This window comes from Paraburkholderia sp. A1BS-2L, assembly GCF_051125205.1.
Taxonomy (GTDB): domain Bacteria; phylum Pseudomonadota; class Gammaproteobacteria; order Burkholderiales; family Burkholderiaceae; genus Paraburkholderia.
This window is the reverse complement of sequence record NZ_CP120428.1, coordinates 67224-79900: the sequence shown is the minus strand read 5'-3', so window position 1 is coordinate 79900 and position 12677 is coordinate 67224. Positions and strand designations below refer to the sequence as shown.

Here is a 12677-nt window from a genome sequence, read left to right as displayed (position 1 = left end):
GGCTCGCACTAGCGAGGCATTACCACTGATAGCCCGCGCCGACCACCACACCGGTGTTGCCGGTCGTGCTGGTATTCGCCGACAGCTTGCCGACCCACTTGTTGTTCTCGGTCACGTACGAGACACCGAGCGCGCCGCCCGTCTGGCCACCGTAACGGCCGCCGGCCATGGCAACCATCATCTTGCCCGGCTGCGTCGGCTGCGGCAGACCCGCGACAGCCATCGCCGCCGCCGTGCCGGCGTAGGAGCGGCGCAGCACGTCGTGCACCAAATCCTGCAGCCCCGAGAGACTCTGCGACATGTTCGACATGCTCTGCGAGATACGCTGGTCGGCGTAGTTCTCGGGCTGCTTCTGCGCGTCGTTCAACTGGTTCACGTTCACGGCGTCGGTGCCCGCGGTACCGGCGGCCACGTTCGTCACTTGACGCTCGCTGCCCGCGGCGCCCACCGAAACCGTGTTGGCGCGATCAGCCACCGAGCCCGCGCCCAGCGCGACCGAGTTGTCCGCCGTTGCCGACGCGTTCACGCCGACTGCCACCGCATTCATGCCGCTCGCGCTGGCCGCTTCCGTGTTCTTGTCGCCATAGGCGGCGAACAGCGGATTGCGCGCATTTTCCGCGGCGGCTGCGGCAAACGCCATCGAACCGGCGCCGGAAGCCAATGCCTTCGAGCCCATGGCGACCGACTCGTCACCCTCGGCGCCTGCACCGTTACCCGAAGCAACCGCATTCACGCCGCTAGCCGCGGCGCTCTCGCCGAACGCCATCGAGCCTGCGCCCGAGGCCGTGGCCTGTGCGCCCATCGCGACCGAATTGTCACCCTCGGCGTTCGCGCCGTTGCCCGTTGCCGTAGCGAGCGTGCCCAGCGCGATCGAATCATCACCGGCTGCCGTGGCGGCGATGCCCGATGCAAACGAACCCTGGCCGGTAGCCGCCGAGTTGATGCCGAACGCCACCGCGCCCGCGCCGTTCGCAACCGCGCCCCAGCCTTGGGCCACCGTGCCCAGGCCATTGGCGTGCGAGCCGCAGCCCATGGCGATCGAATTCATGCCGTAAGCCTGGGTCTGCGCCACGCCGCTGCCGCTTTCCGTCACGTAGCCGGCGGTCATCGAGGTGAAACCCTTGATGCCGGCCTGGCCCGCGCCGGCGTTCGACAGGTCGTCGTAGTTGGCCGCCGCATTCTGCACGCCGAAGCCGTAGATGCCGTTCTTATAGCTGTTGGCCAGACCGTCGCCGTACACCTTCTGGGCGTCGATGTCGGTGAGCAGGTTGCAGTCGCCGTCGCCGACCATGGCGAGCGAGTTGGCCGATGCCGCTGCCCCCTTGCCACCCGCGCTACCGCCCATGGACGACGTGCCGGACTGGACCGTCTGCATGCCGTTGTCCGAAATCGACACGGATGCCTATGCCAGCTCGGACATTGCGCCCGTCGAGACAAGGAGTGCGCCCGCTACGAGCATGGCGCCCGACTTCGCGCGCGCCGGCTTGCGGCGCGCAGCGGTCAATTCCGATGCCGCCACCCACGTACCCAGCACCTTGTTATAAACGCTGCGATAAACCTTGCTCATAAAATCCTCAATAATGTTTCAACAAAGCAAGCAGTTAATCCAGATTCCCATTAATTGGAGAAACGGGGAAACACGATCAATCCAGCATTCGCCAACCAATTAATGAGACATAGAGCCGATCGTCTATTCCCGACTCCGGCACGGCGCGCGCTAAAAACAATCTCCGTGAGTGCTGCTTATCAGCGACGCGCACGCCGGATCAAACCGGAGGGTTTCGTTGGTAATTGCTGTCGGCAGTTGAATTAAACGCGGCTTGCCAGGCTGAAACACTAGGGCGATTTCCAAACTCAAGGATTTGCTGCAAAGATGTGAATCTATAAGACCATTGATTAAATTGAGATGGTTGAAATTAATGAGATAAACCGCTTCGACAATCCCGGCGCAGCCGCCCGACCCGAACGGTTACCTCCTGCAGCGCAAGGCTGGTGCAAGCGCGAGCCGGCCAGATATGTTCCAATACGTCGTTATCTTGTAACGCTCGGCTCCCGCGCCGCATCCCACCCCGATTCCAGGCATTCAAGGCACATAGCATGATTCCAGTCACCATCCTGACCGGCTTTCTCGGCAGCGGCAAAACCACCTTGCTCAAGCGCATCCTGAACGAGCAGCACGGCATGAAGATCGCCGTGATCGAAAACGAATTCGGCGAAGAGAACATCGACAATGAAATCCTGGTGCAGGACAGCCAGGAGCAGATCATCCAGATGAGCAACGGCTGCATCTGCTGCACGATCCGCGGCGACCTCGCGCGCGTGCTCGGCGATCTCGCCCAGCAAAAGCGCGACGGCAAGCTCGATTTCGACCGCGTCGTGATCGAGACCACGGGCCTCGCAAATCCGGGCCCGGTCGCGCAGACGTTCTTCATGGATAACGAGATCGCCGGCGAATTTTTGCTCGACGCCATCATCACGCTCGTCGACGCCAAGCACGGCAACCATCAGCTCGACGAGCACGAAGTCGTGCAGCGCCAGGTCGGTTTCGCCGACCGCCTGTTCGTCACGAAGGCCGATCTCGTCGACGCCCGTGAACTCGACGACCTGCGCCATCGCCTGATGCACATGAATCCGCGCGCGCAAATCCGCGAGGTGAATTTCGGCGAGGCGGACATCAAGGAAGTGTTCGATCTGCGCGGCTTCAATCTGAATGCCAAGCTCGAGATCGACCCCGACTTCCTCGCTGAAGACGATCACAATCATGCGCATCACGACCACGATCATGATCATGATCACGAGCACGCCGGATGCGACCACGATCACGGCAAGTGCAATCACGAAGGCCACGACCATGGCCACCACCATCATCACGCGCATCACGACGACAAGATCAAGTCGTTCGTGTACCGCAGCGACCGTCCGTTCGATCCGAACCGCCTCGAGGACTTCCTCGGCGGCATCCTGCAGATCTACGGCGAGCGCCTGCTGCGCTACAAGGGCGTGCTCTACATGAAGGGCGTGGACCGCAAGGTGGTGTTCCAGGGCGTGCACCAGTTGATGGGCAGCGACCTCGCCGCGAAGTGGCTGCCGATCGAGAAGAAGAGCAGCAAGATGGTGTTTATCGGCATCGAGCTGCCGCAGGACCTCATCACCGACGGCCTCGACGCCTGCCTCGCCTGACGCGCTGCACTGCAGCACGGCTCGTTCGTCAGGATGCCTCCAACGCCCGGCCCATGGCCGGGCGTTGTCGTCTGGCGAGCACGGCTGGGTAAAATCGCCTTTCTCCGCTGCGCATGTCAAATAACGTACCCGACCATCGCTTTTTCACGATGGGCGCGTTATATTTTCTGGATATCGAACGTTGACGAGAGCCGCCAACTTGGGATTTTCCCGCTTGCGGCGCGAGTTTGCGGTTCGGTTACAATACGGCCCCACTGGAAAGAGAGGCGCCCCGGGATTTCCCTTTCAGCGGATTCCGGCAGGAGATGGCCTCCCCGGCCGCGCATCGCGTCGCAGCGCGCAGCCGGTACGAAATATGCCTCAGGAGCATCTAAAAACGGTTTCCAGAGGAGTTCGGCCCCGCAGCGGCGCTTAGGCGTCACGACAGTTCATCGTCCCGTCTCGCCGGCGCGCACATTGGCGCGATACAGCGCGCGGTAAAGTGGGAGAAGCCACTGCGGGCAACACAAAAGTGCAGGCAAGATGTGCCAGTTTTGCCTCACTCATTGAAGAAGCAAGCCAGATGACGACGAAACGACTCTTGACCGAAGCCGAAATCCTGAAGATGAGCGACAAGGATTACATGAACGAGGATCAGCTCGCCTTCTTCAAGAACCGGCTCGAACAGCTGCAGGCGGAAATCCTCCGCAATGCGGGCCAGACCACCGAGAATCTGCGCGAAACGGTCATCGTGCCAGATCCGGCCGATCGCGCGACGATCGAGGAAGAGCATGCGCTCGAACTGCGCACGCGCGACCGAGAGCGCAAGCTGCTGAAGAAGGTGCAGCAATCGATCGCGCGCATCGAATCGGGCGATTACGGATGGTGCGAGGAAACCGGCGAGCCGATCGGCATTCCGCGTCTGCTCGCACGCCCGACCGCCACGCTCTCGCTCGAAGCGCAAGAGCGCCGCGAACTGCGCCAGAAGCTGTTCGGCGATTGATTGGCTGCCGGCGCCGCCGCGCGGCGGGTGCCGGAATTTTCTGCCTTCCTAGTCGAAGCGCACGGAGTCCCGTGCGCTTTTTTATTTGCATCTGACGCTGCGCAGGCGTTCGCGCCCGACTTTCTCCCACGCTTGTCTCACGGTTATCTCGATTTCTGCGCCGCGAGCCCTTGAACTGCCCGCTGCCGCCCTAAACTCCATTCGATACGCCCGCTCGCGCGCCCCGCGCGAATAGAGCGGCGTGTACCGAATCCGACAATGCGGCACGGCTGCAAAGGCCGCGTCGCACCAGCCTCTGCCTGGCATCAACGGTAAAAAGGAACGCACATGGAGCAATTTCACGGCACGACGATCGTATCCGTGCGGCGCGGCGACAAGGTCGCGCTCGGCGGCGACGGCCAGGTCACTCTCGGCAACATCGTCATGAAGGGTGGCGCGAAGAAGGTCCGGCGCATTTACGGCGGCAAGGTGATGGTGGGCTTCGCGGGCGGCACGGCTGATGCGTTCTCGCTGCTCGACCGCTTCGAAGCCAAGCTCGAAAAGCATCAAGGCAATCTCACGCGCGCGGCCGTCGAACTCGCCAAGGACTGGCGCACCGACCGCATGCTGCGCCGCCTCGAAGCCATGCTGATCGCCGCCGACGCCAGCACCACGCTCGTCATCACCGGCAACGGCGACGTGCTCGACCCCGAAGAAGGCATCTGCGCAATCGGCTCGGGCGGCGCGTATGCGCAGGCCGCGGCCCGCGCGCTCGTGGAGAACACTGAACTCTCGCCGCGCGAGGTCGTCGAAAAATCGCTCCAGATCGCGGGCGACATGTGCATCTACACGAATCACAACCGCGTGATCGAAACCATCGAGTAACCCGCCGCACAGACGAGAAGGAATCAGGATGAGCACCATGACCCCCGCCGAGATCGTCTCGGAACTCGACAAGCACATCATCGGCCAGACGAAGGCGAAGAAGTCGGTGGCCGTCGCGCTGCGCAACCGCTGGCGCCGCCAGCAGGTGGCCGACCCACTGCGCCAGGAAATCACGCCGAAGAACATCCTCATGATCGGGCCGACGGGCGTCGGCAAGACCGAAATCGCGCGGCGTCTGGCCAAGCTCGCCGACGCGCCCTTCATCAAGATCGAAGCAACCAAGTTCACCGAAGTGGGCTACGTGGGCCGCGACGTGGACAGCATCGTGCGCGACCTGATCGAAATCTCGGTGAAGCAAACGCGCGAGTCGGAAATGCGCAAGGTGCGCAGCAAGGCCACCGATCAAGCGGAAGACCGCATCCTCGACATCCTGCTGCCGAGCGCGCGCCCGGTGGGCTTCGGCTCTTCGTCGGCCGAACCGGGCCAAAGCGAAGGCGACAACGCCACGCGCCAGACCTTCCGAAAACGCCTGCGCGAAGGTCAGCTCGACGACAAGGAAATCGAGCTCGACGTCGAGCAGCCGCAAGTGGGCATGGACATCATGGGGCCGCCGGGCATGGAAGACATGACCGAGCAAATCCGCTCGATGTTCGCCAATCTCGGCGGTGGCAAAAAGATTCGCCGCAAGCTCAAGGTGAAGGAAGCGCTCAAGGTCCTCACCGACGAAGAAGCGGCCAAGATGCTCAACGACGAAGAGGTCAAGACCAAGGCAGTGCAGAACGTCGAGCAGAACGGCATCGTGTTTCTCGACGAAATCGACAAGATCGCCTCGCGCAACAACGAAGGCAGCGGCGGCGAAGTCTCGCGCCAGGGCGTGCAGCGCGATCTGCTGCCGCTCGTCGAAGGCACGACCATCAACACGAAGTACGGGATGGTGAAGACCGATCACATCCTGTTCATCGCGAGCGGTGCGTTCCATCTCTCGAAGCCGAGCGATCTGATTCCCGAACTGCAAGGGCGCTTTCCGATCCGCGTCGAACTCGATTCGCTCTCCGTGAAGGACTTCGAAGCGATTCTGGTCGCCACCGACGCCAGCCTCGTCAAGCAATATCAGGCGCTGCTCGCCACCGAGGACGTGCAACTCGATTTCGCCGACGACGGCATTCGCCGCCTCGCGGAAATCGCTTACGCCGTCAACGAGAAGACCGAGAACATCGGCGCGCGCCGTCTCTATACGGTCATCGAAAAGCTGCTCGAAGATGTGTCGTTCGCGGCCGGCAATCATGCGGGCCAGAGCGTGGTCATCGATGCGGCCTATGTCGACAAGGCGCTCGGCGAAGTCGCGCAGGATGAGGATCTCTCGCGCTATGTGCTGTAACGGTTTGTGGGCGCGCGGGTAAAACGCGCGAACTTGATCGAAGCCCGCCCGTGTGCGCGCGCACAACGAAAAAGGGGCTCCGCACACTGGCGGAGCCCCTATTCTTTTACGCGTGGCTTGCGTGGCTTGCGCGCGCTTTTGCGCTTACTGGCGCACCGGCCGCTTCGCGAGTTTGCGCTGCAGCGTGCGCCGATGCATGTTGAGCGCGCGCGCCGTGGCCGAAATATTGCCGCCGTGCTCGGCCAGCACGCGCTGAATGTGCTCCCATTCGAGGCGCGCGACCGATAGCGGCGCGGGATGCTCGATGGCCGCCTCGGCCTGTAGCGCGCTGGCGTCGCCTTGCAGCGCGGTGAGAATCATTTCCACGTTCGCGGGCTTGGCGAGATAGTTGTCGGCGCCATCCTTCACGGCCTGCACCGCCGTGGCGATGCTCGCGTAACCCGTGAGCACGAGCATGCGCGCATCGGGCTGCAGGTTGCGCAACGGCGCGATCAGCGAAAGACCCGAGTCGTTGCCGAGATGCAGGTCGACGGTAATCTGCGAGAACTTCTGCTGATTCGCGAAACGAATCGCTTCTTCGGCATTGTGCGCCTGCTGCACCTGGTAGCCGCGTCGCGTGAGGCCGCGCGTCAGGATGTCGGAAAACACCTCGTCGTCGTCGATCACCAGGAAATTCATATCGCTCATACTGCTTCTCCGTGTTATCAGGCGGCGTCGGGCCGGCCTGGCCCTTCGCCAATTTCCGAACTCTGCGCCGCCGCACCTGCGCTAGCCGCCTCGCCCGCCCGGGTCTCTGTCTTCGCCGGCACATGCAGCACTGCGCGCGTGCCGCGCCATTTGCGCGGGCGCGCAGCAGCCTGGCCCGCGCCCGGCACCTCGCGCGCGCCTGCGTCAGGCTGCCCGGCGTCGAGCGCGGCGTCTTTCCCGGCGACGGCGCCCGCATCGCCGAGATCGATCGAACCGCCCAACCGCGCCGCCGACGAAAACGCGAGATACAGCCCCACGCCGTGACCGCCCTGCGTGCTTTCCACGGGCGCCGCGCCAAGCGACGCGCGCAGCGCCGCCGGGATGCCCGGCCCCGCATCGCAAACCTCGAAATCGATGTAGCCGGCGCGCGTCGTTGCGCGCAGCGTGACGAAGTCGCGGCTCGCGCGCGCGGCGTTGTCGAGCAGGATCGTGAGGATCTGGCCGACCGCAACGGTGTCGTCGAGACACAATTCGGCAGGCGCATTACCAAGGAGTTCGAACTTTACGTGCGGATGGCGCAGCCGCCATTGCTCGACGAACGGCCCTAGCCATTCGCTCACGGCCTGGCGGCTGCCCGCCGAAGACGCGCGACTGCGCAGGCGCGCGAGCGCCGAGGTGCACAGCGTGATCTGCTTGTCGAGCAGTTCGAGGTCGGCGCCATACGGCTGGAGCCCTTTGTCAGTGCGGGCGATGTCACGCAGCTCTTCGGTCAGCATCGCGATGCTCGAGAGCGGCGTACCGATCTCGTGCGCGACCGTGGCTGCCTGCACGCCGAGCGCGACCGCGCGTTCGTCGCGCAGGAGGCGCTGCTGCGCGTCAGCGAGCGCGGCTTCGCGCTGGCGCAGCGCGCGCGACATGCGCGCGACGAACCACACGATGAGCGCCACGCTCACCATGAAGTTCACCCACATGCCCCCGCGGTAGTAATCGAAGAGATTCGCGGGATTGTCGAGATTGAGCGGGACGTTGTCGAACCCGAGCAGTATGTAGCAAGCCACGGCGAAGCACGCGAGCCACGCGGTGAGATACCACGGCAGCACGGCCGCCGCGATGGCGAGAGAAGGCAGATAGAGCGAAACGAACGGATTGGTCGTGCCGCCCGAAAGGAACAGCAGCGCGGAGAGCGCGCCCAGGTCGACCCAGATCTGGCCGAACAATTCGAGATTGGATTCAGGGCGATCTTGCGTGACGCGCAGCCAGGTCACGCCGTTGAACGCCACTTCCATGGCGATCACGAACAGCATCGCGGGCAGCGGCAACGTCACGCCGAACATGAATTGTACAAAGGCGATCGTGCAGAGCTGGCCGATGATGGCGAGACTGCGCAGCCAGAACAAATGGCTGAGATTGACGCTAGCACTGACGGTTATGCGATGCATCGTGCCAGTTTACCTGTTCGGACTCGTCTGATTCATTATCGTGAAAAGGTTTGCTTCAATCTAAGTCATCCTCTGGCTACATTCGATGTGACATTTTCCGACAGGGTGACTTGGTCAAATGCAAACTCTTCTTCCTGGCACGCTTGCACACGTGCGCGACCTCTTTCTCGATTTCGTCGATGCCGCAACCGTTGAAGCAACCGAAGCCTCGACCGATGGCGAAACCGAAGTGGCCCGCGAACTGCTGGCGAAAATGCGCGCCTCGCTGCGCGGTCTCGACGACGATGCGCTGATGCTCATCGCAGCCAGCGCCCGGGAGCCCGCACTGGCCAGCGAGGCCATCCGCCTGAGCGCCGCGATCGCGAGACTCGAACCGCAGCGCGCCGCCGCATGGTTCGCCGCCGGGCTTGCGCTGCAGTTCGCCAACCGCCACGCAGAAGCACTCCCGCCCTACCGCCATGCACTCGCGATCCAGCGAACGTTTCCCAGTTTGCGAAACAATCTTGCTAGCGCCTTGCTACAAGTCAATATCGAACGCAATAGCCGGGAAATCCTGGCATTGCTCGAAGAGTCCGTCGCGGCAAACCCGGAGGACATCAATGCCTGGATCAATTTCAGCCGGGTGCTGCCCACCGACACCGACATCGCGCGCCCGCTAGCGGCGGGTCGTAGGGCACTTGCACTCGCGCCGCATAGCGCGCTGGCCGCGAACAATTACGCGATGGCGTGCCGGGAAGCCCAGCAATGGGACGAAGCCGAACTGGCCGCGCGCAACGCTTGCCAGTATGCGCCGAACGACGCATCGATGCGCCTTAACCTGTCGATGATCCAGCTCATGCGCGGTAACTTTGCCGAGGGCTGGCACGGACACGAGGTGCGCTGGCAGGGGGCGAGCGAGCTGGCCAGCGGCCGCCCGGCCTTCCCCAAACCCGAATGGCGGGGCGAGCCGCTTGCCGGCCGCACGCTGCTGGTGTGGGGCGAACAAGGCAAGGGCGACCTGCTGCAGTTCTGCCGTTATGTGCCGATGCTCGCCGAGCGCGTGCATCGCGAAGGCGGCCGGCTGGTCTGGAATTCGTTTCCGGAGATGGGCGCGCTGCTCTCGCGCAGCCTGGGCGGACATTGCGATCTTTACTGTGCGGGCGGCCCGGTCGCCACGCTGCCGCCCTACGACTGCGAAGTGTCGCTGCTGAGCCTGCCGTTGATTTTCGGCACGCGCGAGGACACGATCCCAGGTCCGGCGCGCTATCTCGCGCCGGACCCCGCCGCAGCGGCGCGCTGGCGCGAGCGGCTCGCGGGCGAGCGGCGCCTGAAGGTCGGGCTCGCGTGGACGGGCAGCCTCACGCACAAACGCAATCCGTTCCGGCGCATTGGACTCGGGCACTTCGCAACACGGTTCGCAGCAAATTTCGCAGCGGCCCTACCTGAGGTGGCGTTCTATTCATTGCAGCCTGGCGCGGGCGCCGAGATCGAGGCCGTGCGCAAGGCAGGCTTCGAGATCGCGGATTTCAGCGCCGAGTGGCGCACTTTCGAAGACACCGCAGCGTTCGTCGACTCGCTCGATCTCGTGATCTCGGTCTGCACGTCGAGCGCGCATCTGGCGGGCGCGCTGGGTCGGCGCACGTGGGTGCTGCTGGACGTGAACCCGCACTGGGTCTGGGGACTGGAGCGGCGCGACAGTCCGTGGTATCCGCACACGACGCTGTACCGGCAAAAGCGGTTTCGCGAGTGGGAGCCCGTTCTGGACGAGGTGAGCGCCGACCTCGCGAAACTCGCCGGCGAGCATCGGGCAAAGCAGGCACGATGACGGCGTATTGAATGGCTCAGCGGCCCGGCGACTCAGCGGCTTTCGCCAGCGCCCCGGGCCGCCGCCCCCGCGGCAACGGCAGCGGCCAGACACTCGGGACACAGACAGCGTCCGCGCGGGTCGAGCTGGCTCGCCGGCGCGGCGGGCAGCGTCTTGCACCAGCAGTCGAAGGGGTCGGTGTCCCTGCCGCAATCGAAGACACTGCTGCAACGCGGGCAACGCGCGCGCTTCACGGCATGGGCAGGGCTTGCGGGGGCGGTCATGGCGGCGCGCTCCTGGCGAGGCCGGATTCAGTGATGGGAAAAATGATGCCACAGGACCGCACAGCCGCCTGTGGCCCACTCATCGTACGCATTTTAGTGAAAATAGCGTGCGATCGCTTGAAATTCGCTTCAATTGTGCGCAACCCAACGCCCCGGCGCCACCTTGTTGCACGCTCGTGCGCCGCCGTGCCGAAAACCCTGTTGCACCGCGCCAGTCCTGTACAATTCGCCCTGTTTCAACCGCGCTTTCGCGAGCGCGCCTATTTTCACCCGTTTTCCGCTCCGTTTTCCTGTCCAGTCCCGCCGCCATGTCCGAGCCCATCGACCTCTCGCAGATCGCGCCCACCCTGAAAGCCGAAATCCTGGCTGAAGCGCTGCCCTACATCCGCCAGTATCACGGCAAGACCGTCGTGATCAAGTACGGCGGCAATGCCATGACCGAGGAGCGGCTCAAGCAGGGCTTCGCGCGCGACGTCATCCTGCTCAAGCTCGTGGGCATCAATCCGGTCATCGTGCACGGCGGCGGCCCGCAGATCGACACGGCGCTCAAGAAGATCGGCAAGCAAGGCACGTTCATCCAGGGCATGCGCGTCACGGACGAAGAAACCATGGAAGTCGTCGAGTGGGTGCTCGGCGGCGAGGTGCAGCAGGACATCGTCACGCTCATCAATCACTTCGGCGGCCACGCGGTCGGCCTGACCGGCAAGGATGGCGGCCTGATCCACGCGCGCAAGCTGATGATGCCGGACCGCGACAACCCCGGTCAGTACATCGACATCGGCCAGGTGGGCGAAGTCGACGCGATCAACCCGGCCGTCGTGAAGGCGCTCCAGGACGACGCGTTCATTCCGGTGATCTCGCCGATCGGCTTCGGCGAGGACGGCCTCTCGTACAACATCAACGCCGATCTGGTGGCGGGCAAGCTCGCGGTGGTGCTCAACGCCGAGAAGCTCGTGATGATGACGAACATCCCCGGCGTGATGGACAAGGCAGGCAATCTGCTCACCGACCTTTCGGCACGCGAGATCGACGCGCTTTTCGAAGACGGCACGATCTCGGGCGGCATGCTGCCGAAGATCTCGTCGGCGCTCGACGCGGCCAAGAGCGGCGTGCGCTCGGTGCACATCATCGACGGCCGCATCGAGCACTCGGTGTTGCTCGAAATCCTGACCGAGCAGCCGTTCGGCACGATGATCCGCTCGCACTGAATCGGCTTCGGGCGCCGCACGGGCGATTCCGCCACGGCGCCCTCCTCCCCTCGTGCGGCGCCTGCGCAACGCCAACTTTCGCATGATGAACGTCTCACGCCCGCTTCGCCGCCGGCCGTCGCATGCCGGGCAGCGCAACTGGAGCGCCGGCGACAGCGCCCCGAGCCATGGCGCCCCCGTCTGGCTCTTCGACCTCGACAACACGCTGCACTGCGCCTCGCACGCGATCTTCCCGGCCATCAACCGGGGCATGACGCAGTACATCATCGACGCGCTCGGCGTGAGCCGCGACGTCGCGAACCATCTGCGCACGAGCTACACGCATCGATACGGCGCGGCACTGCTGGGCCTCACGCGCCATCATCGAATCGATCCGCACGACTTCCTGAAGGTCGTGCACACCTTCGACGACCTGCCCGCGATGCTGCGCGCCGAGCGCGGCCTCGCGCGCATGCTCGCGGCGCTGCCCGGTCGCAAGATCGTGCTGACCAACGGCCCCGCCGACTACGCGCACGCGGTGCTCGCGGCGCTCGGCATCGAGCGGCAGTTCGAGCGCGTCGTGGCGATCGAGCACATGCGCACGCGCGACCGCTGGCGCGCCAAGCCCGACCACAGGATGCTGCGCAAGACGCTGCGCGATGCGCGCGTCGCGTTCGCCGACGCGATCCTCGTCGAGGACACGCGCGGGCATCTGAAGCGCTACAAGCGCCTCGGCATCCGCACGGTCTGGATCACGGGGCATCTACCCGCACACGTGGCGAGCGGCGGGCGGCCCCACTATGTCGATCATTGCGTTCGTTCGCTAAAATCGCTCGGACGCGGTCTGCGCAGCGGGGCATTGCGCAGCAGGCGACAATAAACGGCAGGACCAA

Annotated in this window: 12 protein-coding genes; 7 read left to right on the top strand and 5 right to left on the bottom strand. The window is 64.1% G+C overall.

Annotated elements, in window-relative coordinates:
- Positions 1-19: 19 nt before the first annotated feature.
- Positions 20-1375, bottom strand: a complete 1356-nt coding sequence (locus P5W98_RS00350) for a YadA family autotransporter adhesin (protein ID WP_434718115.1) — start codon at positions 1373-1375, stop codon at positions 20-22.
- Between the two features lie 27 nt (positions 1376-1402).
- Positions 1403-1567: an ESPR domain-containing protein gene (locus P5W98_RS00345; protein WP_421073858.1), complete on the bottom strand. Its 165-nt coding sequence runs from the start codon at positions 1565-1567 to the stop codon at positions 1403-1405.
- Between the two features lie 530 nt (positions 1568-2097).
- On the opposite strand from P5W98_RS00345, the gene P5W98_RS00340 reads away from it, so the two are divergent.
- From P5W98_RS00340 to hslU, 4 genes are all read left to right on the top strand, one after another.
- Positions 2098-3180: a CobW family GTP-binding protein gene (locus tag P5W98_RS00340; RefSeq protein WP_421022693.1), complete on the top strand. Its 1083-nt coding sequence runs from the start codon at positions 2098-2100 to the stop codon at positions 3178-3180.
- A 562-nt stretch (positions 3181-3742) separates the two neighbouring features.
- Positions 3743-4162: an RNA polymerase-binding protein DksA gene (gene dksA / locus P5W98_RS00335; RefSeq protein ID WP_027815854.1), complete on the top strand. Its 420-nt coding sequence runs from the start codon at positions 3743-3745 to the stop codon at positions 4160-4162.
- A gap of 327 nt (positions 4163-4489) precedes the next feature.
- Complete coding sequence (gene hslV, locus P5W98_RS00330) at positions 4490-5026, top strand: ATP-dependent protease subunit HslV (protein ID WP_421022692.1); 537 nt, start codon at positions 4490-4492, stop codon at positions 5024-5026.
- Positions 5027-5054: 28 nt separating this feature from the next.
- A complete protein-coding gene (gene hslU / locus P5W98_RS00325; RefSeq protein WP_421022691.1) occupies positions 5055-6404 on the top strand; it encodes an ATP-dependent protease ATPase subunit HslU in 1350 nt (449 codons plus the stop codon).
- Between the two features lie 144 nt (positions 6405-6548).
- On the opposite strand, the gene P5W98_RS00320 is transcribed toward hslU, so the two are convergent.
- Positions 6549-7091 (bottom strand): response regulator transcription factor, encoded by a 543-nt coding sequence (locus tag P5W98_RS00320; RefSeq protein ID WP_322061294.1) that lies wholly within the window; start codon positions 7089-7091, stop codon positions 6549-6551.
- Between the two features lie 17 nt (positions 7092-7108).
- On the bottom strand, positions 7109-8530 hold the full coding sequence (locus P5W98_RS00315) for an ATP-binding protein (RefSeq protein WP_421022690.1): 1422 nt from the start codon (positions 8528-8530) through the stop codon (positions 7109-7111).
- Between the two features lie 118 nt (positions 8531-8648).
- Here P5W98_RS00315 and P5W98_RS00310 point away from each other — a divergent pair, with 118 nt between their 5' ends.
- Complete coding sequence (locus P5W98_RS00310; RefSeq protein WP_434718114.1) at positions 8649-10334, top strand: hypothetical protein; 1686 nt, start codon at positions 8649-8651, stop codon at positions 10332-10334.
- Positions 10335-10366: 32 nt separating this feature from the next.
- Here P5W98_RS00310 and P5W98_RS00305 read toward each other — a convergent pair whose 3' ends face one another.
- Positions 10367-10597: a cysteine-rich CWC family protein gene (locus P5W98_RS00305; RefSeq protein WP_434718113.1), complete on the bottom strand. Its 231-nt coding sequence runs from the start codon at positions 10595-10597 to the stop codon at positions 10367-10369.
- Positions 10598-10905: 308 nt separating this feature from the next.
- On the opposite strand from P5W98_RS00305, the gene argB reads away from it, so the two are divergent.
- Together argB and P5W98_RS00295 are read left to right on the top strand one after the other, a co-directional pair.
- A complete protein-coding gene (gene argB, locus P5W98_RS00300; protein ID WP_421022687.1) occupies positions 10906-11805 on the top strand; it encodes an acetylglutamate kinase in 900 nt (299 codons plus the stop codon).
- 85 nt (positions 11806-11890) lie between these two features.
- Positions 11891-12664, top strand: coding sequence for a pyrimidine 5'-nucleotidase (locus P5W98_RS00295; protein WP_434718520.1), 774 nt, complete (start codon positions 11891-11893; stop codon positions 12662-12664).
- Positions 12665-12677: the final 13 nt, after the last annotated feature.

Coding starts and splice junctions, on each gene's coding strand:
- dksA (WP_027815854.1), top strand. CDS start 3,743: ATGACGACGAAACGACTCTTGACCGAAGCCGAAATCCTGAAGATGAGC.
- P5W98_RS00340 (WP_421022693.1), top strand. CDS start 2,098: ATGATTCCAGTCACCATCCTGACCGGCTTTCTCGGCAGCGGCAAAACC.
- P5W98_RS00305 (WP_434718113.1), bottom strand. CDS start 10,597: ATGACCGCCCCCGCAAGCCCTGCCCATGCCGTGAAGCGCGCGCGTTGC.
- P5W98_RS00310 (WP_434718114.1), top strand. CDS start 8,649: ATGCAAACTCTTCTTCCTGGCACGCTTGCACACGTGCGCGACCTCTTT.
- P5W98_RS00350 (WP_434718115.1), bottom strand. CDS start 1,375: ATGCAGACGGTCCAGTCCGGCACGTCGTCCATGGGCGGTAGCGCGGGT.
- argB (WP_421022687.1), top strand. CDS start 10,906: ATGTCCGAGCCCATCGACCTCTCGCAGATCGCGCCCACCCTGAAAGCC.
- P5W98_RS00315 (WP_421022690.1), bottom strand. CDS start 8,530: ATGCATCGCATAACCGTCAGTGCTAGCGTCAATCTCAGCCATTTGTTC.
- P5W98_RS00295 (WP_434718520.1), top strand. CDS start 11,891: ATGAACGTCTCACGCCCGCTTCGCCGCCGGCCGTCGCATGCCGGGCAG.
- hslV (WP_421022692.1), top strand. CDS start 4,490: ATGGAGCAATTTCACGGCACGACGATCGTATCCGTGCGGCGCGGCGAC.
- hslU (WP_421022691.1), top strand. CDS start 5,055: ATGAGCACCATGACCCCCGCCGAGATCGTCTCGGAACTCGACAAGCAC.
- P5W98_RS00345 (WP_421073858.1), bottom strand. CDS start 1,567: ATGAGCAAGGTTTATCGCAGCGTTTATAACAAGGTGCTGGGTACGTGG.
- P5W98_RS00320 (WP_322061294.1), bottom strand. CDS start 7,091: ATGAGCGATATGAATTTCCTGGTGATCGACGACGACGAGGTGTTTTCC.